This is a genomic window from Streptomyces sp. BK208, from assembly GCF_004364245.1.
In the GTDB taxonomy this organism is placed as follows: Bacteria; Actinomycetota; Actinomycetes; order Streptomycetales; family Streptomycetaceae; genus Streptomyces.
Map to the genome: position 1 here is coordinate 312,950 of NZ_SOAV01000009.1, position 25,017 is coordinate 337,966.

The following is a 25,017-nucleotide window of genomic DNA, read 5'->3' on the forward strand; positions in this document are numbered from 1 at the left end:
GCGAAACACGCGCGTCAACACGGCGTCACCCGGCGTCACACGGCGTCAACCGCGCGGCGGCTCCAGGCCGAGCACCCGGTCCTTCAGGGCCGGGAACTGCTCCCTGGTGCGCGCCACCTTCGCCGGGTCGAACTCGACCGTGAGGACCTCCTCGTCGGCACCGGCCTGTGCGAGCACCTCGCCCCAGGGGTCCACCACGATCGAGTGACCGGCCTGCGGGACCCCGGCGTGCGTCCCGGCCGTTCCGCAGGCGAGGACGAAGGCCTGGTTCTCCACCGCCCGCGCCTGGGCCAGGAGCGTCCAGTGGGACCGGCGGCGCTCCGGCCAGCCCGCCGGGACGACGAGCAGCTCGGCACCGGCGTCGACGAGGGAGCGGAAGAGCTCGGGGAAGCGCAGGTCGTAGCAGGTCGCGACGCCGACGGTGGTGTCCGCGAGCGGGACCGTCACCGGCTCGCGCCCCGCCCCCATCAGCACGGCCTCGCCCTGGTCGAAACCGAAGCGGTGGATCTTGCGGTACGAGGCGGCCAGCTCGCCGGAGGGGGAGAGGACGAGGGAGGTGTTGTAGAGCCGCCCGTCCTCGGCCCGCTCGGGGACCGACCCCGCGTGCAGCCACACGCCCGCGTCGCTCGCCGCCTTCGCCATGGCCTCGTACGTCGGGCCGCGCAGCGGCTCGGCCGCCGCGTCGAACTCCTCGAAGGCGAACGCGCCCGTGGTCCACAGCTCCGGCAGGACGACGAGATCGGCGCCCGCCTGCTCCCGTACCAGAGCCGCCGCCCGCAGGCGACGCGCTTCGACCTGTTCGTCCTCGTTCACGGCGATTTGGATCAGAGAGGCGCGCACACTACCACCGTCCTGGCATTCGAGCCGTCCACACGGGCCTACGATCGTCACACGAAAGCACTGCCGGGGTGCCGCACAGCAGCGTAACTTAGGAGGTGTCGATGGGATCCTGCCGGAGTCGCGGGGCCTGGCACGCACATCTGCGGCGTTGTCGTCGGTTGCCAACGCTCCGCGTTGCCGCCCTCCTCCGCCTTGCAGCTGCACGCACCAGACCCCGCTCGGGTCGGCGAAGAGGCACCCGCTGCCCGGAGTCGGCCTGATCCAATCGACACCCCCTAGCCTCCCAAGACACCCGCCGACTGCCGCCGCCGCCACTGGCACCGCCGCCACCAACCGCCCGTGTACCGACCGCCGAGGGGTCCCGTTCCGTGAGTCTGCATCCCACTCTCCAGCCCTACGCCGACGCCTGGACGCACTCCATCGAGGCGATATCCGAGCTGGTGCAGCCGCTTGTGGAGGCAGAGTGGAACCGCCGGACCCCCTGCCCGGGCTGGTCGGTGCGCGACGTCGTCTCGCACGTGATGGGCCTGGACTCCGAGATGCTCGGCGACCCGCGCCCCATCCACACGCTCCCGCGCGACCTCTACCACGTCACCAACGACCACCAGCGCTACATGGAGATGCAGGTCGACGTCCGCCGCCACCACACGGCGCCGGAGATGACGTCCGAGCTGGAGTACATGGTCATCCGGCGCAACCGCCAGCTGCGGAACGAGTCGCGGGATCCCGGCACGAAGGTGCGCGGCCCGCTCGGCACCGAGCCGACCCTCGAAGAGGCGATGCGCCGGCACGCCTTCGCCGTGTGGGCGCACGAACAGGACCTGCGCACGGCCCTCGGCCGTCCCGGCAACCTCGACTCCCCCGGCGCGCACGTCGCGCGTGACGTGCTGCTCGGCGAGCTGCCCGCCGTCGTCGCCGACCGCGCGGACGCGCCGCGCAGCTCGGCCGTCGTCTTCGACGTCCACGGCCCGGTGGAGTTCCTGCGCACCGTCCGCGTCGACATCCAGGGCCGCGGCACCCTGGAATCGTCCCCGGCTCTCGGCCCCGCCGCCACCCTCAGCCTCGACTGGGAGACGTACGTCCGCCTCGCCTGCGGCCGCGTGACCCCGCAGGCGGCGGCGGACCGCATCAAGACGGAGGGCGACCAGGACCTGGCGGAGGCGATCCTGCGGCACTTCACGGTCACGCAGTAGGTTTTCAGCCCGCTGGGGCCCCTCCGGGGAAGCTCGAGCACGAGGCCGTTCAGGCCGAGCGGGGGCCCGGGGGCGGCAGCCCCCGGCCCGGCCCGCACCCGCGCCGGGTGCCTACACCGGCACGTGCACCGCCTCCACCCGGCTGGCGACCAGCCGCTCCCGCTCCCGCAGCGCGGCCCGCTTGCGCAACCGCAGGATCTGCGTGACCCCGAGCGCCTGCAGCACGAACACCGACGAGAACGCCACGGTGTAGTCGTCCCCCGTCGCGTCCAGCAGCACCCCCACCGCGAACAACGTGGTCATCGACGCCACGAAGCCGCCCATGTTCGTGATCCCGGACGCCGTGCCCTGCCGCTCCGGCGGATTCGCCGGCCGCGCGAAGTCGAAGCCGATCATCGACGCCGGCCCGCACGCACCCAGCACCGTGCACAGCACCACCAGCAGCCACATCGGCGCGTGCGGACCCGGGCAGGCCAGCGTCGCCGCCCACAGCACGGCCGTCGCGCCCACCGTGCCGAGCGCCAGCGGCAGCCGCGCCGCGTGGTGCCGGGCGATGATCTGGCCGTAGACCAGGCCGACCGCCATGTTGGAGAGCACCACCAGGGTGAGCAGGTCCCCGGCCGTCGCCCGGGACAGCCCCTGCGCCTCGACCAGGAACGGCATCCCCCACAGCAGCAGGAACACCATCGCCGGGAACTGGGTGGTGAAGTGCACCCACAGCCCCAGCCGCGTCCCCGGCTCGCGCCAGGACAGGGCGATCTGCCGCCGCACGTACGCCGCTCCCTGGTGCGGCAGCGGCTCCGGCTCGTGCCCCTCGGGGTGGTCCTTGAGGAAGAGGAGCAGCAGGACGAAGACGACGACGCCCGCCAGCGCGCTGCCCGCGAAGGCCGCCGTCCAGCCGATGCCGTGCAGCAGCCGGGCCAGGACGAGGGTGGAGACCAGGTTGCCCGCCATGCCGACGAGACCGGCCAGCTGGGCGACCATCGGCCCGCGCCGGGCCGGGAACCAGCGGGTGCCCAGCCGCAGCACGCTGATGAACGTCATCGCGTCGCCGCAGCCCAGCAGCGCCCGCGAGGCCAGCGCCATGCCGTACGAGGGGGAGAAGGCGAAGCCCAGCTGCCCGGCCGTGAAGAGCACGACGCCGATGCCCAGCACCTTCTTCGTGCCGAGCCGGTCGACCAGCAGGCCGACGGGTATCTGCATGCCGGCGTAGACCAGCAGCTGGAGGATCGAGAAGGTGGACAGCGCCGAGGCGTTGACGTGGAACCGGTCGGCGGCGTCCAGGCCGGCGACCCCCAGCGAGGTACGGAAGATGACGGCGACGAAGTAGACGGAGACGCCGATGCCCCACACGGCGATCGCGCGCCGCCCGCCCGGCGGGTCACCGGGCAGGACCCGGCCGGCCGAGGTGGCCGCGCTCATCGGACCTCCCCCCGTGCCAGGTGCGAGAACCAGCCCACGTGCCGGCCCACCACTCCGACGGCCGCCTCGGCGTCCCCGGCGCGCAGCGCGTCGAGGAGTTCCTCGTGCTCGGCGAGGGTCTTGGCGATCCGGTCGGGGTGGGAGTGCATCACGGCGACGCCCATGCGCAGCTGCCGGTCGCGGAGCTGGTCGTAGAGACGGGAGAGGATCTCGTTGCCGCCACTGCGGACGATCTCGGCGTGGAAACAGCGGTCGGTGACGGAGGCGGCGGCGAAGTCACCGGCGGACGCCTGCTCCTTCTGCCGGTCGAGCAGCTCCTCCAGCCGCTCGACCAGTCCGGGCGGGGCGGGTACGGCCTTCCTGGCCGCGTGCTCCTCGACCAGCAGCCGGGTCTCCACCACGTCCGCGATCTCCTGCGCGGAGACGGGCAGGACCAGCGCGCCCTTCTTGGGGTAGAGCCGGATCAGCCCCTCGGCCTCCAGCCGCAGCAGCGCCTCGCGCACCGGGGTGCGGGAAACGCCCACGGCCTCGGCCAGCTCGCCCTCGGTGAGCAGCGTCCCGCCCTCGTAGCGGCGCTCGAGGACGCCCTGCTTGACGTGGGTGTAGACGCGGTCCGCCGCGGGGGGCTGCTTCACTGCCGTGGTCATGCCGACAGGATAGATACAACAGGGACGCAAGAGGGATCCGGTCCAGCATCCGGACGCCGGCTCACCCGTACGGGGGTATCCGGCATTCCCCGGTTTCCATCGCGCAACCTTTTGCCCCCCTCGGGGGTCGCACTGACACGGCCACAGCGCTGTCGACCACAACTCGGCCGTATTCCTGGGGAATTCACCACAATCGGGGTAATCGACTCAATGAACACCATTTCCGGCACCCGCCTTCACCGGGCCCTCGCCGTCGCCCTGACCGGCGGCGCCGTCCTCGCCACCGGAGCCCTCGCCACCGCGCCCGCGCAGGCCGCCGCACCCGAGCGCGTCCTCACGGCGCCCGAGCACGTCCTCAACGCTCCCGAACGCGTCCGCACCGGTCCGCGGACCGCCGTCGCCGCGCCCTCGATCGCCGCCAAGGGCGGCTTCGTGATGAACAACGCGAACGGCACGTCCCTCTACACCAAGGCCGCCGACACCAAGCGCTCGACCGGCTCGACGACCAAGATCATGACCGCCAAGGTCGTGCTCGCCCAGCCGAAGCTGAACCTGGACGCCAAGGTCACCATCCAGATGGCGTACAGCGACTACATCGTGTCGAAGAACGCCTCCTCCGCCCGCCTGATCGTCGGCGACCAGGTGACGGTGCGCCAGCTGCTCTACGGGCTGATGCTGCCGTCCGGCTGCGACGCCGCGTACGCGCTGGCCGACAAGTTCGGCTCGGGCACGACGCGGGCGGCGCGGGTGAAGTCCTTCATCGGCAAGATGAACGCGAGCGCCAAGAGCCTCGGCCTGAAGAACACGCACTTCGACTCGTTCGACGGCATCGGCAACGGCAAGAACTACTCCACGCCGCGCGACCTCACGAAACTCGCGAGCAGTGCGATGAAGAACTCCACCTTCCGCACGATCGTGAAGACCAAGAAGTACACGGCGAAGACGAAGACCAAGAAGGGCGGCACCCGCACGATGGCCGCCTGGACCAACACCAACACGCTGCTCAGCAGTTACAGCGGCACGATCGGCGTGAAGACCGGGTCGGGCGCGGAGGCCAAGTACTGCCTGGTCTTCGCCGCGACGCGCAAGGGCAAGACCGTCATCGGCACGGTCCTGGCGTCCTCGTCGTCCACCCAGCGCGCCACGGACGCCACGAAGCTCATGAACTACGCCTTCACGAAGTAGTCCTGACCCGCACGCACCACCGAGAAGGGCCCGTCGCCGACGCGACGGGCCCTTCTCGTCGTACCGGTCGCCCTGAGCCGGTCCTCTGGGCCGTCCCCTGTACCGATGGAACGCATGGTGATAGTTTCATTGGCACCATGCTGCTGAGTCTGGACAAGACCGACACCCGCCCCTTGCACGAACAGGTGGCCGGCGCCGTCCGGCGCGCCATCGCCGAAGGCGAGTGCGCCCCGAGGGACCGCCTGCCCTCGGCCCGCGACCTCTCCGCGGCCCTGGACGTCAACGTCAACACCGTGCTGCGCGCACTGCGCGACCTGCGGGACGAGGGCCTGCTGGAGTTCCGCCGGGGCCGGGGGGTGACGGTGGCCGAGGGCGCCGGGCCCCGCTCCGAGCTGCAGATCCGGGTCGGGGAACTGCTCGTCGAGGCGGCTCGGCTGGGTTACAGCAGGACCGATCTCATCGACATGATCAGGGGGATGCCATGAGGGACACGAAAGCGGCACGGCGTGCGACGGCGGCCGTCTGGACGGTCGGGGTCACAGCGGTGCTCGCCGCGATGCCCCTGCTGGCGCGAGACCGGCTGCCGGAACGGCTGGCAACCCACTGGGGCCTGAACGGCGAAGCACCCGACGGCTCGATGCCCCTGTGGGCGGCGTCTCTCGTCCCCGCGCTGATCTGGCTGGTGACGGCGGCCGCGGTCACCGTCCCCCTGACGCGGGCGGGCCCGCCGGGCCGCCCTTTGACCACCGTGCTCCTGCTCCCCATGGGCATCGTCCTCACCGGCGCGCAGGCCGCGGTCATCCGCTCCAACCTGGACCGTGCGGACTGGCACGAGGCCCGTCAGCCCACCGCCTGGGTCGTCGCGATCCTGGTCGCGGCGGTACTCGCGGGAGTGGCCGGATGGCTGATCGTCACCCGTCGGCGCGGCACCGCGGACGCCGGCACGGCGTCCGGCGAGGGCGCCCCCGCGCTGGACATCCCCGAGGGCCGGCGGCTGGTCTGGTTCGCCCGCACCGCCAACCCCTGGCTCCAGCTGGTCGCGGCCGCGATCGGCCTGGTGGCCTTGGGCGCCCTCGTCGCGCAGGCCGGTGGCGTGGCCGCCCCGGGCACCCTGTGGGCGCTGTTCGCCGGCTGCGCCGCCGGGTCCCTGGCCTGCGCGGTCTTCTCCTCCGTCCAGGCCCGCGTCTCCGAGCGGGGCCTGGAGGTCTCGTTCGGTCCGCTCGGCTGGCCCGGACGCCGCTGGGCGCCCGGTGACATCGACACGGCGCGGATGGAGGTCCGCCGTCCCGCCCAGGTCGGTGGCTGGGGCTACCGCATCAGCGGCCTCGGCACCACGGTGATGCTGCGCGCCGGCGAGTGCCTGGTCATACGGCCTCGTGGCCGCCGGAGCGACTTCGCGGTGAGCGTCGACGACGCCGAGCGGGGCGCGGCCCTGCTCAACGCGCTGCGCACGAAGGAGGCCCGGGGCTGAGGACCACGGCTCCGAAGCCGTCCGGCACCCGACTGAGCAGCCGTCCTACACGCAACTCGTCGGCCACCGCTCAGTTTTCACTCATCTTCGCTCGCAGTCGTGAACATCACCGATCCGACTGGCATATGCCCCCAGCTCCGCCCTACGTTCCGCGACGGAGGTGGTTCACATGAACGAACCCAGCAAACGGCAGAACTCTGCCGAGCAGCACGACGCGATCGACGTCAGCGACTTCGTCTACGCGGCGACCGGCGCCCGGGTACGGAGGCTGACGATGCCGGACGGCAGCCACTGGTTCCCGGCGGTCGACGTCTGCAAGGAACTCGGCCACACCAACTCTCGGAAGGCGCTCGCGGATCACGTGCCCGCCGAGCACCGAGAGATGCTCGAGACCGTAACCGGAAGTTACGGTCTCGGCGTTCCCGCAGGCAGGGGGTGGCGCCGAGACTTGCATGTCCTTTCTCTCCAAGGTCTCATCCTCCTCGTCAACGCCTGCACCAAACCGGCCTGCGCCCCCTTCAAGCAGTGGGTCGCAGAAGTCGTCGAGACCGTGCAGCGCGAAGGTTCGTACTCCCTCGACGAGGCCGAGGTGCAGCCCGCCGGACCCGGCGCGCCCGTCGCCTACGCCATGCCGGACCAGGTCGCCGAGGCCATCGTCCGGCTGGAGGCGCACAACCTCCGGCTGGACGAGGAACTGGCCGAGGGGCAGCGGACGTCGATCGCGTTGCAAAGGGAGATGCTGGCCACCCAGCAGGCCACCCTCGCCACGCAGCAGGCGGGGCTCGCCGTGCAACAGGCCATGGTCCGGGCACTGGAACGCATCGCGGACCGGTTCGACGCCCTGGCCGTTTCCCAGGCGGTGCCCCGCGGCCCTCTCGCCCCGGTGCCCACCACGGAGTCGGTGCTGGCCGACTGGCGTCGGCGGCTGTCCGTGACCGAGGACGTGTGGACGGTCGCCGTGATCATCGCTCCGGTGCTCGTCGAGAAGGGCGAGCTGCGCGAGCCGCTGGAGTCCATCGCCGTACGTACGGGACTTACCGTGCGGCGGGTCAACGAATGCCTGCGGCTGCTGCGGACGCACGCCTGCATCCGCTCACGGGGCGGGGCCGAGGACGGGACGCCGGTGTACGTGCTGCACCACGTCTGAGCCCGGACGGGCAGGAGGGGCGTCGCAACTCCAACTTGCGGCGCCCCTCCGTCATGACGTTACCCGGTCCGCGGCCCTCAGGCCCAGCTGATCAACCGCTTCGGCTGCTCCAGCACCGCCGCCACGTCGGCGAGGACCTTGGAGCCGAGCTCGCCGTCGACCAGGCGGTGGTCGAAGCTCAGGGCGAGGGTGGTCACCTGACGCGGCTTCACCTTGCCCTTGTGGACCCAAGGCTGGAGCTTGATCGCGCCGACCGCGAGGATGGCGGACTCGCCCGGGTTCAGGATCGGCGTGCCGGTGTCGACGCCGAAGACGCCGACGTTGGTGATGGTCACCGTGCCGCCCTGCATGGCGGACGGGGAGGTCTTGCCCTCCCTGGCCGTCGACACCAGCTCGCCGAGGGACCCCGCAAGCTGCGGCAGCGTCTGGGCGTGGGCGTCCTTGATGTTCGGGACGATCAGGCCCCGCGGGGTGGCGGCGGCGATGCCCAGGTTGACGTAGTGCTTGACCACGATCTCCTGGGCGGCCTCGTCCCAGGACGCGTTGATGTCCGGGTTGCGCTTGATCGCGACGAGCAGGGCCTTGGCGATCAGGAGCAGCGGGTTCACCCGCAGGCCCGTGTACTCCTTGTCCTGCTTCAGCTCCTCGACCAGCTTCATCGTGCGCGTCACGTCGACCGTCACGAACTCGGTGACGTGCGGTGCCGTGAAGGCCGAGCCGACCATCGCGGCCGCCGTCGCCTTGCGGACCCCCTTGACCGGGACGCGGGTCTCGCGGGCCGTGTCGTAGGACGCCGGTGCCGCCGCCGGGGACGGGGCGGGCACGGCGGCCGCGGGGGCCGACTCCGGTGCCGCCGCCGGGGTGGCGGCCGCGACGGCCGCGTGGACGTCCTCGCGGGTGATGACGCCGTCCGGGCCCGAGGGCACCACGGTCGCCAGGTCGACGCCGAGGTCCTTGGCCAGCTTGCGCACCGGCGGCTTGGCCAGCGGGCGGTCACCGCCGGCCGGCGCGGCCGGGGCCTCGGGCGCCGCGGGCGCCGCCGGTCCGTGGCCGTTCATCTCGGCCTGGATCGCCGCCGACGCGACCTGCGCGGCGGCCGGAGCCTGAGCGCCCTTGCGGGGGCGGCGCCTGGTCGAGGACGTGGACACGCCGTAACCCACCAGGACCGGCTGGCGGGCCGCGGGCTTGGCCTCCTCCTCGGCGGCGGGGGTGTCCGCCACGGCCTCCTGCACCGGCTCGGCGGCGGCCGCCGCACCGTCACCGACGGCCACCGCGATGATCGACGTACCGACGTCGACCGTGGTGCCCTCGGGGAAGTGCAGCTCGCGCACCACGCCGTCGTAGGGGATGGGCAGTTCGACGGCGGCCTTGGCCGTCTCGACCTCGCACACCACCTGCCCGTCGGTGACCGTGTCACCGGGCTGGACGTACCACTTGAGGATCTCGGCCTCGGTGAGGCCCTCACCCACGTCGGGCATCTTGAACTCACGCACGGAGCTGTCCGTCATCGTCGTCACGCTCCCCTCCTCAGTACGCCAGCGAGCGGTCGACGGCATCCAGCACCCGGTCCAGGTCGGGCAGGTACTCCTCCTCCAGGCGGGCCGGCGGGTACGGGGCGTGGTAGCCGCCGACCCTCAGCACCGGAGCCTCCAGGTGGTAGAAGCAGCGCTCCGTGATCCGGGCCGCGATCTCCGCGCCCGAGCCCAGGAACACCGGCGCCTCGTGGACCACGACCAGGCGGCGGGTCTTCTCCACCGACGCCTGGACCGTGTCGAAGTCCAGCGGGGAGATGGACCGCAGGTCCACCACCTCCAGGGAGCGGCCCTCCTCGGCGGCCGCGTCGGCGACCTCCTGGCAGAGCTTCACCATCGGACCGTAGGCGGCCAGCGTCAGGTCGGTGCCCTCGCGCACCACGCGCGCGGCGTGCAGCGGACCGGGGATGGCCTCCTTGTCGACCTCGGCCTTGTCCCAGTAGCGGCGCTTGGGCTCGAAGTAGATCACCGGGTCGTCGCTCTGGATGGCCTGCTGCATCATCCAGTACGCGTCCCCCGCGTTGGAGGGGCTGACCACCTTCAGGCCCGCCACGTGCGCGAACAGGGCCTCCGGCGACTCGGAATGGTGCTCGACCGCGCCGATGCCGCCGCCGTAGGGGATGCGGATGACGACGGGCATCTTGACCTTGCCCAGCGAGCGGGCGTGCATCTTCGCCAGCTGGGTGACGATCTGGTCGTAGGCCGGGAAGACGAAGCCGTCGAACTGGATCTCCACCACCGGGCGGTACCCGCGCAGGGCCAGGCCGATGGCGGTGCCGACGATGCCGGACTCGGCCAGCGGGGTGTCGATGACCCGCTCCTCGCCGAAGTCCTTCTGCAGACCGTCGGTGACCCGGAAGACACCGCCGAGCTTGCCGACGTCCTCGCCCATGATCAGGACCTTGGGGTCCGACTCCAGTGCGCGGCGCAGCGACTCGTTGATCGCCTTCGCCAGCGCCATCTTTTCCGCTGCCATGTCAGACCCCCTCTGCATCGGCGAACGATGCCTGGTACGCGGCGAACTGCGCCCGCTCCTCGTCCACGAGCGCGTGTCCGTCCGCGTACGCGTTCTCGAAGATGGCGAACCGGTCCGGGTCCGGCATGGCTCGGACCACTTCGCGCACTCGTTTGCCCAACGTCTCGCTCTCCGCGTCCAGTTCCGCGAAGAATCCCTCGTCCGCGTGGTTTGCGGCCTCCAGGAAGCGGCGCAGGCGCAGGATCGGGTCCTTCGCCTCCCAGGCGACCCGCTCGTCGTCGTGCCGGTAGCGGGAGGGGTCGTCCGACGTGGTGTGGGCGCCCATGCGGTACGTGTACGCCTCGATCAGGGCCGGGCCCTCGCCGCGCCGGGCGCGGTCCAGGGCCCAGCGGGTGACCGCGAGGGAGGCCAGGACGTCGTTGCCGTCGACGCGGACGCCGGGGAAGCCGAAGCCCTGGGCGCGCTGGTAGAGCGGCACCCGGGTCTGCTTCTCGTTGGACTCGGAGATCGCCCACTGGTTGTTCTGGCAGAAGAACACCACGGGGGCGTTGTAGACGGCCGCGAAGTTGAACGCCTCGCTGACGTCGCCCTGGCTGGAGGCGCCGTCGCCGAAGTACGCGATCACGCCGGAGTCGGCGCCGTCCTTGGCCACGCCCATCGCGTAGCCCGTGGCGTGCAGCGCCTGCGAGCCGATCACGATGGTGTAGAGGTGGAAGTTGTTGCTGTTGGGGTCCCAGCCGCCGTTGTTCACGCCGCGGAACATGCCGAGCAGGTTGGTCGGGTCCACCCCGCGGCACCAGGCGACGCCGTGCTCGCGGTAGGTCGGGAAGACGTAGTCGTCCTCGCGGGTGGCCCGCCCGGAACCGATCTGGGCGGCCTCCTGGCCGAGCAGGGAGGCCCACAGGCCCAGCTCGCCCTGGCGCTGCAGGGCGGTGGCCTCGGCGTCGAAACGCCGGGTGAGCACCATGTCGCGGTACAGGCCGCGCAGCTCGTCGGGGGTGATGTCGGCGACGTACCGGGCGTACTCGGCGTAGGCGGAGTCCGCCGCCGTCTCGATCCGCTCGCCCTCGGGCGTCAGCAGCTGCACCAGCTCCGTCTCGGAGCCCTTCTCGGCAGCGGTACGGGTGGTGCTGGTGGTGCGAGTGGTGCGCTTGCCGGTGCCGGCCTTGGTGCCGGTGGTGCCGGCCGCCTTGGTGCCGGTGGTGCCGGCCGCCTTGCTTCCGGCGCTGCGTCGCGGCTTGCGCGCGGCAGTGCTCTCGGTCACGTGTGCTCCTCCGTCGGTCCGGCCCCCGGGTTCGCCGGAAGCCAGTGCGGCTCACCTGCGGCCCGGCGGACGCACAAGGGTGGGTGCGGCCCGATCGGGAACAGGCGTGACAGGTGCCCCGGCGAGCGCCCTGCGAACAGCACGTTACCCAGTGCTCCACATTTCTGTGAAACCCCTCCTGACCTGCATTTTTACTCGGATTTCCAAGTAAATCGGCGAAGGGAGGAAGTTTTACTGGTCACAGCCTTGCAGGGGGCCGGAACAACGGCACGTTATCCCGGGCACCCCGGGCACGGGAAGAGCCGGTGTGTGACACTGACCGCGTGCGCGAAGACGGAAAAATCCGGGTATTCCTCCTCGACGATCACGAGGTGGTCCGCCGCGGGGTGCACGATCTGCTCTCCGGCGAGGCCGACATCGAGGTGGTGGGCGAGGCCGGTACGGCCGCCGAGGCGCAGGCCCGGGTCGCGGCCACCCGCCCGGACGTCGCGGTGCTGGACGTGCGGCTTCCCGACGGCAGCGGTGTGGAGGTCTGCCGCGACATCCGCTCCCGGGACGACTCCGTCCGCTGCCTGATGCTGACCTCGTTCGCCGACGACGAGGCACTCTTCGACGCGATCATGGCGGGCGCCTCCGGCTACGTCCTGAAGGACATCCGCGGCGCCGAGCTGCTCGGTGCCGTACGGGAGGTGGCGGCCGGGAAGTCGCTGCTCGACCCGGCGGCCACCGCGCGCGTGCTGGAGCGGCTGCGCGACGGCGGGGCGAAGCCCGACGACCGGCTGGCCCGGCTCACCGAGCAGGAGCGGCGCATCCTGGAGCTGGTCGGCGAGGGCCTGACCAACCGGGCGATCGGCGAACGCCTGCACCTGGCGGAGAAGACGATCAAGAACTACGTGTCGAGCCTGCTGGGCAAGCTCGGCATGCAGCGGCGCTCCCAGGCGGCCGCCTTCGTGGCCCGCCTGGAGTCCGAGAACCGCTGACGGACCCGCTCCCGGCCCCCGGCCTTACTCGGGACTTACGGCCCTGCGGGTCGGGGCGGGCGACTCTGGTCCGGCGCCCCGCCGCCGGCGCACGGTGAGGCCATGCCCTCCGACGAACAGCTCGCCGTCGGCCTGCTCGGCCGTACCGCCTACGGCCGGGCGGCCACCACCCTGCGCGCCCTGCCCGTCCTGGCCCTCGCGCGCCACATCGTGACCGACGGCCGGGTCCTGCTGCGCATGCCCCGGAGCTGGGGGTACCACCGGGTGTGCGCCGGGAGCGTCGTCGCCTACGGGACGGACAACCTGACCTCCGCGCGGCCCGGCGAGAGCCTGTGGACCGTGCAGGTGGTGGGCCGGTGCGAGGCCCACGAGCCGAGCGCCGCCGAGCTGGAGCGGTTCGGTCCCGCACCGAGCCGGGTGGACGGCGAGCCGTTCGAGCCCGCCTATCTTCGCGTCGATCCGCAGTTCGGCACCGTGCACTTCACGGACGGGGAGGCGGGACCCGCGTAGGCGAACGCAACGCGCGCGTGGAGCCCGTGTCCGGGCCGCACGCGCGCGTCAGGCGAAGGGTGTGGGTGGGGTCACTCGCCCGCGGGGTCGCTGGCTCCTCCCGAGCCTCCGGCACCGCCCTCGGTGTCACCGCCGGCCGGCGGGGTCTCACCACCGCCGGTCGGCTCACCACCGCCCGTGGGGTCGCCGCCGCCCGTCGGCTCACCGCCACCGGTCGGCTCACCGCCGCCGGTCGGCTCACCGCCGCCGGTCGGGTCGCCGGACGGGTTGCCCGAGGCGGTCTCCGACGGCGTGTACGACGGGGTGTACGGATCGTTCCAGCCCCCGCTGCCGTTGCCGTCCCCGCCGGAGCCCTGCTCGGTGCCCGGGTCGGTGCTCTCCCGCGTCTCCTTGTCGCTGGGCGAGGAGCTGGGCGTCTTCTCGTCGGTGCTCTTGGACGTGGTCGCCGACGGGCTCTTGTCCGTCTCGGTGCCGCCCTTGCCGCCACCGCCGTTGTTCAGGGCCAGCGCGACGCCGGCCGCGATGGCGATCACCGCGAGGACGGCCAGTATCCACAGCTTGCCGCGGCCGCTGCCCTTGTTGCCGCTGCCCTCGAAGCCGCCGTCGTCGCCCCCGCCGTAGCCGTTCGGCAGGATCGGCTGGGGGATCTGCTGGGTGCCGGACGCACCGTGGTCGGAATGCGGCAGCACCGTCGTGCCCGCGAGACCGGCCGAGGGGGTGTGCCGGCCGTCGTGCGCGGCGACCGGACCGGTGTTCCAGGTGCCGGTGTGACCGCCCTGCTCGTACAGCATCTGCAGCCCGTACTGGACCAGGCCGCGCATCTCCTCGGCGGTCTGGAAGCGGTCGTCGGGCTCCTTGGCCAGCGAGCGCATCACCAGGCCGTCCAGCTCCGGCGGGGTCGCGTCGGAGACCTCGGAGGGGGGCGTGGGGATGTCCTGCACGTGCTGGTAGACCACCGACAGCGGGGTCTCGCCGGTGAACGGCGGGCGCAGCGCGAGGAGTTCGTACAGCAGGCAGCCGGTCGCGTACAGGTCGGAGCGGTGGTCGACGGCCTTGCCGAGCGCCTGCTCGGGGGAGAGGTACTGCGGGGTGCCCATGACCATGCCGGTCTGGGTCATCGTCGACTGGGCGCCGTGCAGGGCGCGCGCGATGCCGAAGTCCATCACCTTCACCGCGCCGGCGTTGGTGATGATGACGTTCGCGGGCTTGATGTCGCGGTGCACGATGCCGTGCTGGTGGGAGTAGGCGAGCGCCTCCAGGACACCGGAGACGATGATCAGCGCCTGCTCGGGCCCGGGCGCCTCCGCGTTGAGCAGGAGGTCGCGGATGGTGCGGCCCTCGACGATCTCCATCACGATGTACGGCACGGACTGGCCGCCGACGACGTCCTCGCCCGAGTCGTACACGGCGACGATGGCGTGGTGGTTGAGACCCGCCACCGACTGCGCCTCGCGCGTGAATCGCGCCTTGGAGACCGGGTCCTCGGCGAGGTCCGCGCGCAGCAGCTTGACGGCCACGGTGCGCCCCAGGCGGACGTCCTCCGCGGCGAACACCTCGGCCATGCCGCCTCGCCCGAGCCTGCGGGTCAGCCGGTACCGGCCGTCGCCGACCAGGCCGCCGTTGCCCCAGTTCTCCGGCGCGTCAGACATACCGCCGCCAGATGCCTCGGGTTCGGACGGGCCCTGGGCGCGCTGCTGCTGTGCCATCAGTCCTCGCCGTCGTTTCTGCCCGCGGTACGCGCGGTGTTGTTACGGTCTCCGTCGGCCACGCTACAGCCTTCGCGGGGGCCTGCGGTCCGGGATGGACGCCGGGACCGGACCTGAGCCGGACCGGTCATGAAACCCTGGCTCCGTACTCTCGTGCAAATTCCGTGTACCGGCAGTACGCCCGCTGTAACGCTTCCGCGACGCTTCTTTCGCGTACGGTCACGGAACGGGCACCGCGCTTGACGTGTCAGTGCCCTGGGGCAGACTTGGCCGGGAATAGCACTTTCGATCACGAGCGCGCGTGCCGCTGCCACCGGCGCCCGCCGTCTATGGGGGACGCAGAGACATGAGCCAGGACGCCGGACAGGGACGGTACGCGGGGCGGGCACTCGCCGGCGGCCGTTACCAGCTGCGCGACTTGCTCGGCGAGGGCGGCATGGCCTCCGTGCACCTGGCGTACGACTCGGTCCTCGACCGTCAGGTCGCGATCAAGACGCTGCACACCGAGCTGGGCCGCGAGCAGGCCTTCCGCGAGCGCTTCCGCCGTGAGGCACAGGCCGTGGCGAAGCTCACGCACACCAACATCGTCTCGGTCTTCGACACCGGCGAGGACGAGCTGGGCGGCCTGACCACTCCGTACATCGTCATGGAGTACGTCGAGGGCCGGCCGCTGGGCTCGGTGCTCGACGAGGACGTGCGGCAGCAGGGCGCGATGCCCGCCGACAAGGCGCTGAAGATCACCGCGGACGTGCTGGCCGCCCTGGAGATCAGCCACGAGATGGGCCTGGTCCACCGGGACATCAAGCCGGGCAACGTGATGATGACCAAGCGCGGCGTGGTCAAGGTCATGGACTTCGGCATCGCCCGCGCCATGCAGTCCGGCGTGACCTCGATGACGCAGACCGGCATGGTCGTCGGCACCCCGCAGTACCTCTCGCCCGAGCAGGCCCTCGGCCGCGGCGTCGACGCCCGCTCCGACCTGTACTCGGTCGGCATCATGCTGTTCCAACTGGTCACCGGGCGCCTGCCGTTCGACGCCGACTCGCCGCTGGCGATCGCGTACGCGCACGTGCAGGAGGAGCCGGTGGCCCCCTCCGCCGTCAACCGCGCCCTGCCGCCGGCGGTGGACGCGCTGGTGGCCCGCGCGCTGAAGAAGAACCCCAACGAACGCTTCCCCAGCGCCGAGGCCATGCGCGACGAGTGCCTGCGGGTGGCGGCGTCCTTCCAGCCGGCCCCGCCCAGCATCGTGCCCGGCGCCCAGACGTCGAGCGGCGCGGGCGTCGGCTCCGCGGTCTTCCCGCCGGTCGACCAGAACACCCCGGCGCCCACCGGCCCCGTGCAGACGCCGTACCAGCCGACGCCGGCCCACGGCCCGAACCCGTACGGCGGCCCGGCCCCGGCGGCGCACTCGCCCGCCTACGGCTATCCGCAGCAGCCCGGCTACCCGACGCCGGGCCCTTCGCCGTACGCCCAGCAGCAGACCTCCACGCCGCCGCCGTACAACCTGACGCCGTCGGCCCAGGGCTCCGGGGCCTCCGGCGGCGGCAAGAACAACAAGCCGGTGATCATCGGCTCGATCGTGGTCGCCGTCGTGGCCGTCGGCGGACTGGTCGCCGCGCTGCTGATGAACGGCGGCGGGGGCGAGGACCCGGAGGCCGGCGGCGGTTCCGCGAGCGTGTCCGCGTCGCCGTCGAAGGCGGCGGGGTACCGCGGGCCGGACACGACGCGGACGATCGAGAAGGACAAGTGCACCGAGCCCGAGGAGTCGTACAACGACCCCGACAAGATCAAGGTGCCGGACTTCACCTTCAAGTACATCGGCTCGGTCAAGGAGTGCTTCAACGCCGCCGGCTGGCAGATGAAGGTCGTCGACGTCGACGAGAACACCTACGGCCAGGGATCGGTCCGCGACCAGTTCCCCGTCGCGGGCACGGACGTCGACCCGGAGAACATGCCGACGATCCAGCTCAAGGTCTCGACGGGCAACCCGGCCTCCGAGTGACCCCGTGACGCCGCCCCCGTGACGGGCGGCCGACGACGGAGGGCCCGGCAGCATCCGCTGCCGGGCCCTCGGCGGTGTCGGCACGAGCCGTGCGTACGGGTGGTGGACGCCGTACCCGCCCGTGGGGGGGCGCCCCTACAGGTAGGGGCCGCCGGACCGGCCGCCCGGGTGCGGGGGCTCCTCGCCCTCCGGGGCGACACCGGGCGGCAGTGCGCGCCGCATCTGCTCCAGCTGGGCCCGCGCGGCCATCTGCTGGGCGAACAGCGTGGTCTGGATCCCGTGGAAGAGACCCTCCAGCCAGCCGACCAGCTGTGCCTGGGCGATCCGCAGCTCGGCGTCGGTCGGGGTGCCGTCATCGGTGAACGGCAGGGAGAGCCGCTCCAGCTCCTCCACCAGCTCCGGCGCCAGGCCGTCCTCCAGCTCCTTCACCGAACTGGCGTGGATCTCCTTGAGCCGCACCCGGCTCGCCTCGTCCAGGGGCGCGACCCGCACCTCCTCGAGCAGCTGCTTGATCATGCTGCCGATCCGCATGACCTTGGCGGGCTGCTCCACCTGCTCGGTCACCGGAATCTCCCGGGAGTCGTCGTCCCCGCCGCCGCTGAGCGCCATTCCGTCCTGGCCGACGACCAGGATCTGGGGGTTCTCCGGCGACCTGTCGTTCCTCGGCATCTCCATGCCGCCATTGTCTCCCACCCGGGTGCCGCGCACGGGTGCTGCCCCCGGGCAAAACGGCCCCCACGCGTTCGGCGGCGTCCGGAATGCCGGGATCGGCGGCCGGTGTGAGGCTTGTTCCGTCGTTCCACGACGCTTCCACGACGGGCTACACCGGGAGGGGGTCACGGACGTGACTCCATGGCTGCGCACACTGCGGGCGACGGGGCTGGCCGGGGCCCTGGGGGTCGGCGCGGTGGTGGCGCCGTACGGGGCGGGAGCGGCCCACGGTGCCGCGTACCCGGCGGTGGCCGCGACGAGGCCGGTCACGGTGGCGGCGCCGTCCCCCGAGGACTCCGCCCCGGGGCACGCCTCGGCCCCCGGGGCGCCGACCGGCCCGGGCGGATCCGCCACCCATGACGGACGGGGCGGCCACGACCGCCCCCGGCACCCCGACGGTCCCGACCGCCCGGAGCACCCGGAGCATCCCGACGCGGGGCCCGCATCCCGGCCCGCCGCGGATTCTGGCCCCGCGGACAGTGCGGGGCACGCGTCCGCCACGTCCTCCCCCTCGTCCCCCGCGCCCTCGGCGACCCGCGGCACCGCCGACCCCGAGCACTCCCGGCCCGACAGCCTGCCGGGCGAGGGGCGCGGACGGCCCGGCCACGCCGGGGAGCGGGAGCGGGACGGCGGGGACGAGCACGCCGGCCGGCACCGCGACGACGGCGACGACGCCCCGGAGGAAGAGGCCGCCGCCGTCCCGCCCGCGGAGAGCGAGACCGCGGTGGCGCCCTCGGCCGCCCCGTCCCCGGCCCGGTCGGCGACCGGCACGCGGCCCCGGCAGGCGGCCGCCGAGCCGATGCTGCGGGTCCTCCCGCTGGGCAGCGGACTGGTCCTCGTCGGCCTCGGTCTGGCCCTGGGCCTCGTCGGACTGCGCCTGCGCCGCGGGTAGGGCGGCCGCCGCGCGGGGCCGCCCGCGCGGCACCGAAGGGCCGTCCCTACGGGGTGACCAGCAGCACCTTGCCGATGTGCCCGCTCTCCTCCACCACCCGATGGCCCTCCGCGGCCTCGCTCATCGGCATCTCGCGGTCGACGACCGGGCGGATGTGCCCCCCGTCGAACAGCGGCCAGACGTGCTCCCGTACGGCCGCCACGATGGCCGCCTTCTCCTCCAGGGGCCGGGCCCGCAGCGAGGTCGCGCTGACGGCGGCGCGCTTGGCGAGGAGCGTGCCGATGTTCAGCTCGCCCTTGCGGCCGCCCTGCATACCGATGATCGCGAGCCGGCCGTTCACGGCGAGGGCCTCGACGTTGCGGTCGAGGTACTTCGCGCCCATGTTGTCCAGGATGACGTCGGCGCCCGCGCCGCCCGTCGCCTCCTTCACCTCGGCGACGAAGTCCTGCTCCCGGTAGTTGATCAGGATGTCCGCGCCCAGTTCGGCGCAGCGCTCCAGCTTCTCCTTGGTCCCCGCCGTCACCGCGACCTTGGCACCGACGGCCTTGGCGAGCTGGATCGCCATGGTGCCGATGCCGCTGGAGCCGCCGTGCACGAGCAGCGTCTCGCCGGGACGCAGGTGGGCAACCATGAAGACGTTCGACCAGACGGTGCACACCACCTCGGGCAGCGCCGCCGCCCGCTTCAGGTCCACGCCCTGCGGCAGCGGCAGCAGCTGCCCCGCCGGGACGACGACCTTCTCGGCGTAACCGCCGCCCGCGAGCAGCGCGCACACCTCGTCGCCGACGGACCAGCCGGACACCCCGGGGCCGATCTCGGCGACCCGCCCGGAGCACTCCAGGCCGGGGTGGGCGGAAGCGCCGGGCGGGGGATCGTAGAAGCCCTGGCGCTGCATGATGTCGGCGCGGTTGACGGCGCTGGCCGTCACCTCCACCAGGACCTCGCCCTCGCCGGGCCGCGGGTCGGGCACCTCGGCCCACACCAGCGCCTCGGGGCCTCCGGGTTCGGAAATCGTGATCGCATGCATGAGGCCGACGCTACTCCTGTGCCCCCTCGTGGCCCGCCGCCGGAAAAAACCGGTGCGCCGCCGATGAGTTTGCGCGACGGTAAAGGTCTCCCCATGCGTAGCCCAAGAACGCGTACTCCGGCCCCGGAAGGACCCACAGCATGAGCACGCACACGTCCGGCCTCGCCATCGAGACCTCGGGACTGGTGAAGACGTTCGGTGAGACCCGGGCCGTGGACGCGGTGGACCTCGCGGTGCCGGCCGGCACGGTCTACGGCGTCCTCGGGCCGAACGGCGCCGGCAAGACCACCACGGTGAAGATGCTCGCCACCCTGCTGCGCCCGGACGACGGCCGGGCCCGCGTCTTCGGCCACGACGTCGTGCGCGAGGCCGACGAGGTCCGCGGCCGGGTGAGCCTCACCGGGCAGTACGCGTCCGTGGACGAGGACCTCACCGGCACCGAGAACCTGGTCCTGCTGGGCCGCCTCCTCGGGCACGGCAAGGCCGCGGCCCGCGAGCGGGGCGAGCAGCTGCTGGCCGCCTTCGGGCTGACGGACGCCGCGGCGAAGCAGGTCAAGCACTACTCCGGCGGCATGCGGCGGCGCATCGACATCGCCGCCTCCATCCTCAACACCCCGGACCTGCTCTTCCTCGACGAACCGACCACCGGCCTCGACCCGCGCAGCCGCAACCAGGTGTGGGACATCGTGCGCGCGGTCGTCGCCCAGGGCACGACCGTGCTGCTGACCACCCAGTACCTGGACGAGGCCGACCAGCTGGCATCCCGGATCGCCGTCATCGACAAGGGCCGGGTGATCGCCGAGGGCACCAAGGGCGAGCTGAAGGCCTCCGTCGGCGCCGGCTCCGTCCATCTGCGGCTGCGGGACGCGGAGGAGCGGCCCGAGGCCGAGCGGGTGCTGCGGAACCTGCTGGTCGCCGAGGTGCAGCTGGAGCCCGACCCGGTGGCGGTGACCGCGCGCCTCGCGGCGGCGGCCGGCGACACCGCAGCCGACCAGGCCGCCAAGGCACTCGGTGAGCTGGCCCGGGCCGGCATCACCGTCGACAGCTTCTCCCTGGGGCAGCCGAGCCTCGACGAGGTCTTCCTGGCGCTGACCGGGCACGACACCGGCCGGCACACCGACGCCGGCACCGGCACCGACACGAAGGGCGAGGTGGCGGCATGAGCACGGCCACGAGCACCGAGAACAAGGAACTCACCCCGGTCAGCACCGAGTCCCTGGCGGCCCTGCTGGTCACCAGGGAGCGGCCGCCGCGGCCCAGCGCCCTGTCCACGTCGCTGACGTTCGGCTGGCGCGCGATCCTCAAGATCAAGCACGTGCCCGAGCAGCTCTTCGACGTCACCGCCTTCCCGATCATGAACCTGCTGATGTTCACGTACCTCTTCGGCGGTGCGCTGGCCGGTTCGCCCGGTGACTACATCCAGTTCGTGCTGCCGGGCATCCTCGTGATGTCGGTCGTGATGATCACGATGTACACCGGGGTCTCGGTGAACATCGACATCGAGAAGGGCGTCTTCGACCGCATCCGCTCGCTGCCCATCTGGCGGCCCTCGGCGATGATCGGCTATCTGCTCGGCGACGCGCTGCGCTACACCATCGCGTCCGTCGTCATGCTCTCCGTCGGGCTGCTGCTCGGCTACCGGCCCGACGGCGGGTTCGTCGGCGTGGTCGCCGGGATCGCGCTCCTGCTGCTCTTCTCGTTCGCCTTCTCGTGGATCTGGACGATGTTCGGACTGATGCTGCGCACCGAGAAGTCGGTGATGAGCGTCAGCATGATGGTGATCTTCCCGCTCACCTTCCTGTCCAACGTCTTCGTCGACCCGAAGACCATGCCGGGCTGGCTGCAGGCCTTCGTGAACAACAGCCCCATCACCCACCTGGCGTCCGCGGTGCGCGGTCTGATGGCGGGCGACTGGCCCGGCGCCGAGATCGCCTGGACGCTGGGCTGGGCGGGCCTGTTCGTGCTGGTCTTCGGCCCGGTCACGATGCGGCTCTACAACCGCAAGTAGCGGGACCCGGGGAGCGGGCCCGCGACCGGGCCGCGAGAAGCGGCCCGGTCGCGGGTGAAGCGGGCGGGCCAGCCGCGTGGATCGGCTCAGTCGCGGGGAAGCGGGCGGGCGTCGGGTGCCACATGGGTGGCCGGCGTCGCCCGTACGATCGTGATCAGGCGGTCCGTCAACTCCAGCCCGCCGAGGGCCGAGTCGTCGTACCCCAGGACCCGGTGACCGCGGATCACGCTCACCACGAGGTCGTCCACCTCCCGCGGGTTCTTGCCCACCTCGGCCTTTATGACGGGCCGTTCGATGAGGTCGAGTCCGCTGCCCTGGCTGATCAGGTCCTCCATGACCATGCCGGCGGCGGGACTGAGCACGGAGAGCCCGAGCAGCCGCCCCGCGGCGCTGGCGCTGGTGATCACGGCGTCGGCACCGGACTGCTTCAGCAGCGGCGCGTTCTCCTCCTCGCGGACCGCGACCACGATCTTCGCGCCGCGGTTGAGCTGCCGGGCCGTCAGCGTGACCAGCACCGCCGTGTCGTCGCGCTGGGTGGCGATGATGATCTGCTTCGCCCGGTACGCCTCGGCCCGGTTGAGCACGTCGCTGCGGGTCGCGTCACCGACCACACCCGCGTAGCCGTGGGCCGTCGCGGCCTCGATGGCCTTCCCGCTGGGGTCGACCACGACGACCTGGTCCTTGCGCAGCCCGGTCGCACAGACGGTCTGGATCGCCGACCGTCCCTTGGTTCCGAAGCCGACGACGACGGTGTGATCGCGCAAGGCGGACCTCCAGCGGTTCAGGCGCCACTCCTCCCGAGTGCGCTCGGTGAGGGCTTCCAGCGTGGTGCCGACCAGGATGATCAGGAACAGCACGCGCAGGGGCGTGATGACGAAGATGTTGGTCAGCCGGGCGGAGTCGCTGACGGGCGTGATGTCGCCGTACCCGGTGGTGGAGAGGGTGACGGTGGCGTAGTAGAAGGCGTCGAGGAGATCCAGGGAACCGTCGGAGTTGTCGGTGTAACCGTCGTGGTCGACATACACGACGACGGCCGTCACCACGAGGACCACCAGCGCGATGGACAGCCGCTTGGCGACCTGCCGGAACGGGTGCTCCACCAGCTTCCTGGGGAGCTTCACCTTGTGCGGCACCAGATGTTCGTTCGCCTGGCGGGCGATCGCGTCATGGCCCGGAAGTTTCACGTGAAACACACCCCGATCCCAGCGGTCGCCCAGGGCAGGTCGAGCAGCTCGGTCTCCTGCCCCGGCCGCGCACCGCCCGGCGGTACGACGGCCAGCGCGTCGGCGGCCGCGATGCCGCGCAGCATCGCCGGGCCGTTGTAGCGCAGCGGCACGGCCCCCTCACCGCGCAGGACGACGGGCACGAGCCGGGTGTCGTGCGGATGCCCGTGCACCGCGTCCCGCAGCGGCAGCGTGTACGGCTCGGGCGCCGGGCGCGCGGCGAGGGTGCGCAGCAGCGGCTCGGCGAGGGTGAGCAGTCCGGAGACGGCGGCGAGGGGGTTGCCGGGGAGTCCGACGAGGTGCTGGTCGTCCTTGAGGCGGGCCAGCAGCATGGGGTGTCCGGGGCGCGCCTTGACGCCGTCCACGAGGAGTTCGGCGCCGATCCGGCGCAGGGTCGGGTGGACGTGGTCGACGGGGCCCGCGGCGGTGCCGCCGGTCGTGACGATCAGGTCGGCCTCGGAGGTCGTGACCGCGCGGTGCAGCGCCTCGGCGTCGTCGCCGATCCGGCGGACGGTGCGGACCTCGGCGCCCAGGGCGCGCAGCCAGGGCGGCAGCATCGGGCCGAGCGCGTCCCGGATCAGCCCGTCGTGCGGGAGGCCCGCGGTGAGCAGTTCGTCACCGAGGACGAGGACGTCGACGCGGGGACGGGGGACCGCGGTGAGGGTGTCGTACCCGGCGGCCGCCGCGAGGCCCAGTACCGCCGGGGTCGCCAGGGTGCCGACGGGCAGCAACTGCTCGCCGCTGCGGCACTCCTGGCCGCGCGGGCGGATGTCCTGGCCGTGCACGACCTCGCGGACGGGGTGCAGCCGGCCGCGTTCGTCGCCGCGCCCGTGCTCGGTGCGCAGTACGGCGGTGGTGTCCGGGGGGATCCGTGCGCCGGTGGCGATGCGGACGGCCTCGCCGTCGGTGAGGGGATCGGGTTCCGCGTGGCCGGCGAGGACGCCCTCGTCGCGCACCGTCCAGGGACCCGGCCCCGCGACGGCCCAGCCGTCCATCGCCGAACTGTCGAAGGAGGGCAGGTCGGTGAGGGCGGCCAGCGGCGCGGCCAGGGTGAGGCCGAGGGCCGCGTCGAGCGGCACGGAGACCGGGGTGCGGCGGACGGCACGGGCGGCGGCGCGGGCCGTCCGCTCGGCGGTCGTCCGGGCCTCGGGCCACGGGATCGCGCGGTGGTGGTCCGCCCGCCCGTGCCGCTGCTCGTCCTGGTGCCGGGGGACGGGTGCACCCTGGCCGCGGGGCTCGCGGTGGGCGGGGCCGGGATTCTCCTGCACGAGGGCGAGCGCCTCCTCGACGTCGAGGTCGTCCGCTTCCTCGTCGGCCCGCGTGCCGGGGGAGGTCATCACGCGTCCGGGCGGGCGTCGGGGGTGGCGCCGGGTGCCGGGTCGGACCGGTCCTTCGCGGGGGCGGGTGCGGGCCCCGCCGCCTCCTCGGCCCAGCGCAGCGCGAGCGCCGCGGCCTTGCGGGCGCCTGCGGCGACGGCCTCGGGACCGCCGCCCGCCCGGCCGGCCGCGTAACCGACGAGGAAGGTGGTCAGCGGGGCCGCCGGCCTGGCCACTCCGTGGGCGGCGTCGCGCGCGAGATCGAGCAGGAGCTTGGTGTCGACGTCCAGGTCGATGCCCAACTCGTCCTTGGCTGCGGAAATCCATTCATCCAACACGTGACCATGCTCCCTGATGCGTGCCCTTGCGGTGGCGATGTCGTCCCAGGTGTCGCAGTCGAAGGACGCGACGGCGTCCGGGAGTCGAGTGAGGCGCAGAGCGCCGGTCAGGCGGCGCAGCGGCAGTCCGGTGAGGTCCGGCCCGGCTGCCCGTTCTGCCCGCTCGCGGGCGAGCGCGGCCAGTTCGCGGCGGAGTGCGGGCGCGCGGTAGGCGGCGACGAGGGGCTGGTCGCGGCCGTCGGCGTCGGTGAGCAGCACGCCGTCGGCGTCGCCGGCGGCGAGGGCCGACAGCAGCCGCCCCACGGTCGGCCCGGCGAGGAACGGCAGGTCGGCGGAGAGCACCACGACGTGCTCCGCCGCGGTGCGGCGCAGTCCGGCGGCGAGGGCGGCGAGCGGTCCGCCGCCGGGCGGGTCCTCGCGCGCCCAGGTCACCGGACGCGCGGTGGGCCGGGGATCGGCGACGACGACGGTGCTCCGCGCTCCGTCGCAGGCGGCGAGCACCCGGTCCAGGAGCGCGCGCCCGCCCACCCGCAGCCCCGGTTTGTCCGCGCCGCCCAGCCTCCGGGCGGCCCCGCCCGCGAGCACCACGGCGTCGTACCCGGCGGGGCCGGGACCCGGCTCGGGGTC

General features: G+C 72.6%; 23 protein-coding genes. 11 read left to right on the forward strand and 12 right to left on the reverse strand.

The features are described from left to right. Positions 1–45: 45 nt before the first annotated feature. Positions 46–840 (reverse strand): carbon-nitrogen family hydrolase, encoded by a 795-nt coding sequence (locus EV562_RS23450; RefSeq protein ID WP_133888793.1) that lies wholly within the window; start codon positions 838–840, stop codon positions 46–48. A 368-nt stretch (positions 841–1,208) separates the two neighbouring features. Between EV562_RS23450 and EV562_RS23460 the strand changes: the two genes are divergently transcribed. Further along, the gene (locus EV562_RS23460; RefSeq protein WP_133888794.1) at positions 1,209–2,033 is read left to right on the forward strand and encodes a maleylpyruvate isomerase family mycothiol-dependent enzyme; all 825 of its coding nucleotides are present in this window, start codon (positions 1,209–1,211) and stop codon (positions 2,031–2,033) included. A 111-nt stretch (positions 2,034–2,144) separates the two neighbouring features. On the opposite strand, the gene EV562_RS23465 is transcribed toward EV562_RS23460, so the two are convergent. Beyond that, positions 2,145–3,455: an MFS transporter gene (locus EV562_RS23465; RefSeq protein WP_133888795.1), complete on the reverse strand. Its 1,311-nt coding sequence runs from the start codon at positions 3,453–3,455 to the stop codon at positions 2,145–2,147. Further along, positions 3,452–4,102: a GntR family transcriptional regulator gene (locus EV562_RS23470; protein ID WP_133888796.1), complete on the reverse strand. Its 651-nt coding sequence runs from the start codon at positions 4,100–4,102 to the stop codon at positions 3,452–3,454. The genes EV562_RS23465 and EV562_RS23470 overlap by 4 nt, the downstream gene beginning before the upstream one ends. Positions 4,103–4,312: 210 nt before the next feature. On the opposite strand from EV562_RS23470, the gene EV562_RS23475 reads away from it, so the two are divergent. The 4 genes from EV562_RS23475 to EV562_RS23490 all read left to right on the forward strand — a co-directional run bounded on the left by EV562_RS23475 (position 4,313) and on the right by EV562_RS23490 (position 7,905). Beyond that, positions 4,313–5,287, forward strand: coding sequence for a D-alanyl-D-alanine carboxypeptidase (locus EV562_RS23475; RefSeq protein WP_133888797.1), 975 nt, complete (start codon positions 4,313–4,315; stop codon positions 5,285–5,287). A gap of 137 nt (positions 5,288–5,424) precedes the next feature. Next, positions 5,425–5,772, forward strand: a complete 348-nt coding sequence (locus EV562_RS23480; RefSeq protein WP_133888798.1) for a GntR family transcriptional regulator — start codon at positions 5,425–5,427, stop codon at positions 5,770–5,772. Then, positions 5,769–6,758: a DUF1648 domain-containing protein gene (locus EV562_RS23485; protein ID WP_133888799.1), complete on the forward strand. Its 990-nt coding sequence runs from the start codon at positions 5,769–5,771 to the stop codon at positions 6,756–6,758. The genes EV562_RS23480 and EV562_RS23485 overlap by 4 nt, the downstream gene beginning before the upstream one ends. 169 nt (positions 6,759–6,927) lie before the next feature. Beyond that, complete coding sequence (locus tag EV562_RS23490; protein WP_133888800.1) at positions 6,928–7,905, forward strand: Bro-N domain-containing protein; 978 nt, start codon at positions 6,928–6,930, stop codon at positions 7,903–7,905. 77 nt (positions 7,906–7,982) lie between these two features. On the opposite strand, the gene EV562_RS23495 is transcribed toward EV562_RS23490, so the two are convergent. The 3 genes from EV562_RS23495 to pdhA are packed head-to-tail and all read right to left on the reverse strand — an operon-like array spanning position 7,983 to position 11,677. Beyond that, positions 7,983–9,422: a dihydrolipoamide acetyltransferase family protein gene (locus EV562_RS23495; RefSeq protein WP_166661957.1), complete on the reverse strand. Its 1,440-nt coding sequence runs from the start codon at positions 9,420–9,422 to the stop codon at positions 7,983–7,985. A gap of 10 nt (positions 9,423–9,432) precedes the next feature. Further along, the gene (locus tag EV562_RS23500) at positions 9,433–10,398 is read right to left on the reverse strand and encodes an alpha-ketoacid dehydrogenase subunit beta (RefSeq protein ID WP_166661964.1); all 966 of its coding nucleotides are present in this window, start codon (positions 10,396–10,398) and stop codon (positions 9,433–9,435) included. Between the two features lie 16 nt (positions 10,399–10,414). Beyond that, positions 10,415–11,677, reverse strand: a complete 1,263-nt coding sequence (gene pdhA / locus EV562_RS23505; RefSeq protein ID WP_133888802.1) for a pyruvate dehydrogenase (acetyl-transferring) E1 component subunit alpha — start codon at positions 11,675–11,677, stop codon at positions 10,415–10,417. 323 nt (positions 11,678–12,000) lie between these two features. Between pdhA and EV562_RS23510 the strand changes: the two genes are divergently transcribed. Together EV562_RS23510 and EV562_RS23515 are read left to right on the forward strand one after the other, a co-directional pair. Beyond that, the gene (locus EV562_RS23510; RefSeq protein ID WP_133888803.1) at positions 12,001–12,657 is read left to right on the forward strand and encodes a response regulator transcription factor; all 657 of its coding nucleotides are present in this window, start codon (positions 12,001–12,003) and stop codon (positions 12,655–12,657) included. Positions 12,658–12,759: 102 nt separating this feature from the next. Continuing rightward, positions 12,760–13,167: a pyridoxamine 5'-phosphate oxidase family protein gene (locus EV562_RS23515; RefSeq protein WP_133888804.1), complete on the forward strand. Its 408-nt coding sequence runs from the start codon at positions 12,760–12,762 to the stop codon at positions 13,165–13,167. 71 nt (positions 13,168–13,238) lie between these two features. Here EV562_RS23515 and EV562_RS23520 read toward each other — a convergent pair whose 3' ends face one another. Further along, a complete protein-coding gene (locus tag EV562_RS23520; RefSeq protein WP_166661958.1) occupies positions 13,239–14,873 on the reverse strand; it encodes a protein kinase in 1,635 nt (544 codons plus the stop codon). A gap of 346 nt (positions 14,874–15,219) precedes the next feature. Here EV562_RS23520 and EV562_RS23525 point away from each other — a divergent pair, with 346 nt between their 5' ends. After that, a complete protein-coding gene (locus EV562_RS23525) occupies positions 15,220–16,875 on the forward strand; it encodes a Stk1 family PASTA domain-containing Ser/Thr kinase (protein ID WP_133888805.1) in 1,656 nt (551 codons plus the stop codon). Between the two features lie 135 nt (positions 16,876–17,010). Here EV562_RS23525 and EV562_RS23530 read toward each other — a convergent pair whose 3' ends face one another. Continuing rightward, the gene (locus EV562_RS23530; RefSeq protein ID WP_133888806.1) at positions 17,011–17,550 is read right to left on the reverse strand and encodes a bacterial proteasome activator family protein; all 540 of its coding nucleotides are present in this window, start codon (positions 17,548–17,550) and stop codon (positions 17,011–17,013) included. 169 nt (positions 17,551–17,719) lie between these two features. Here EV562_RS23530 and EV562_RS23535 point away from each other — a divergent pair, with 169 nt between their 5' ends. Further along, positions 17,720–18,478 carry a hypothetical protein gene (locus tag EV562_RS23535; RefSeq protein WP_133888807.1) on the forward strand — a complete coding sequence of 253 codons (759 nt, stop codon included), beginning with the start codon at positions 17,720–17,722 and terminating at the stop codon, positions 18,476–18,478. A gap of 46 nt (positions 18,479–18,524) precedes the next feature. On the opposite strand, the gene EV562_RS23540 is transcribed toward EV562_RS23535, so the two are convergent. Continuing rightward, positions 18,525–19,505: an NAD(P)H-quinone oxidoreductase gene (locus tag EV562_RS23540; RefSeq protein ID WP_133888808.1), complete on the reverse strand. Its 981-nt coding sequence runs from the start codon at positions 19,503–19,505 to the stop codon at positions 18,525–18,527. 140 nt (positions 19,506–19,645) lie between these two features. Here EV562_RS23540 and EV562_RS23545 point away from each other — a divergent pair, with 140 nt between their 5' ends. Beyond that, on the forward strand, positions 19,646–20,668 hold the full coding sequence (locus tag EV562_RS23545; protein WP_133888809.1) for an ATP-binding cassette domain-containing protein: 1,023 nt from the start codon (positions 19,646–19,648) through the stop codon (positions 20,666–20,668). Continuing rightward, positions 20,665–21,513 (forward strand): ABC transporter permease, encoded by an 849-nt coding sequence (locus EV562_RS23550; RefSeq protein ID WP_133888810.1) that lies wholly within the window; start codon positions 20,665–20,667, stop codon positions 21,511–21,513. The genes EV562_RS23545 and EV562_RS23550 overlap by 4 nt, the downstream gene beginning before the upstream one ends. 86 nt (positions 21,514–21,599) lie before the next feature. Here EV562_RS23550 and EV562_RS23555 read toward each other — a convergent pair whose 3' ends face one another. Genes EV562_RS23555 through EV562_RS23565 form a run of 3 tightly spaced genes read right to left on the reverse strand, consistent with a single transcriptional unit; the run spans position 21,600 to position 24,975 of the window. Beyond that, positions 21,600–22,697 (reverse strand): potassium channel family protein, encoded by a 1,098-nt coding sequence (locus EV562_RS23555; protein ID WP_133888811.1) that lies wholly within the window; start codon positions 22,695–22,697, stop codon positions 21,600–21,602. Next, entirely contained in the window at positions 22,694–24,073 is a 1,380-nt protein-coding gene (locus tag EV562_RS23560; protein ID WP_133888812.1) for a molybdopterin molybdotransferase MoeA, read from the reverse strand. Before EV562_RS23560 ends, EV562_RS23555 begins: the two co-directional genes overlap by 4 nt. After that, the gene (locus EV562_RS23565) at positions 24,073–24,975 is read right to left on the reverse strand and encodes a molybdenum cofactor guanylyltransferase (RefSeq protein WP_133888870.1); all 903 of its coding nucleotides are present in this window, start codon (positions 24,973–24,975) and stop codon (positions 24,073–24,075) included. Before EV562_RS23565 ends, EV562_RS23560 begins: the two co-directional genes overlap by 1 nt. Positions 24,976–25,017: the final 42 nt, after the last annotated feature.

What these genes read in the sequence shown, in the direction of transcription:
- EV562_RS23465 (WP_133888795.1), bottom strand. Translation starts at nt 3,455, where the DNA reads ATGAGCGCGGCCACCTCGGCCGGCCGGGTCCTGCCCGGTGACCCGCCG.
- EV562_RS23470 (WP_133888796.1), bottom strand. Translation starts at nt 4,102, where the DNA reads ATGACCACGGCAGTGAAGCAGCCCCCCGCGGCGGACCGCGTCTACACC.
- EV562_RS23475 (WP_133888797.1), top strand. Translation starts at nt 4,313, where the DNA reads ATGAACACCATTTCCGGCACCCGCCTTCACCGGGCCCTCGCCGTCGCC.
- EV562_RS23480 (WP_133888798.1), top strand. Translation starts at nt 5,425, where the DNA reads ATGCTGCTGAGTCTGGACAAGACCGACACCCGCCCCTTGCACGAACAG.
- EV562_RS23485 (WP_133888799.1), top strand. Translation starts at nt 5,769, where the DNA reads ATGAGGGACACGAAAGCGGCACGGCGTGCGACGGCGGCCGTCTGGACG.
- EV562_RS23490 (WP_133888800.1), top strand. Translation starts at nt 6,928, where the DNA reads ATGAACGAACCCAGCAAACGGCAGAACTCTGCCGAGCAGCACGACGCG.
- EV562_RS23500 (WP_166661964.1), bottom strand. Translation starts at nt 10,398, where the DNA reads ATGGCGCTGGCGAAGGCGATCAACGAGTCGCTGCGCCGCGCACTGGAG.
- EV562_RS23515 (WP_133888804.1), top strand. Translation starts at nt 12,760, where the DNA reads ATGCCCTCCGACGAACAGCTCGCCGTCGGCCTGCTCGGCCGTACCGCC.
- EV562_RS23520 (WP_166661958.1), bottom strand. Translation starts at nt 14,873, where the DNA reads ATGGCACAGCAGCAGCGCGCCCAGGGCCCGTCCGAACCCGAGGCATCT.
- EV562_RS23525 (WP_133888805.1), top strand. Translation starts at nt 15,220, where the DNA reads ATGAGCCAGGACGCCGGACAGGGACGGTACGCGGGGCGGGCACTCGCC.
- EV562_RS23530 (WP_133888806.1), bottom strand. Translation starts at nt 17,550, where the DNA reads ATGGAGATGCCGAGGAACGACAGGTCGCCGGAGAACCCCCAGATCCTG.
- EV562_RS23540 (WP_133888808.1), bottom strand. Translation starts at nt 19,505, where the DNA reads ATGCATGCGATCACGATTTCCGAACCCGGAGGCCCCGAGGCGCTGGTG.
- EV562_RS23545 (WP_133888809.1), top strand. Translation starts at nt 19,646, where the DNA reads ATGAGCACGCACACGTCCGGCCTCGCCATCGAGACCTCGGGACTGGTG.
- EV562_RS23550 (WP_133888810.1), top strand. Translation starts at nt 20,665, where the DNA reads ATGAGCACGGCCACGAGCACCGAGAACAAGGAACTCACCCCGGTCAGC.
- EV562_RS23560 (WP_133888812.1), bottom strand. Translation starts at nt 24,073, where the DNA reads ATGACCTCCCCCGGCACGCGGGCCGACGAGGAAGCGGACGACCTCGAC.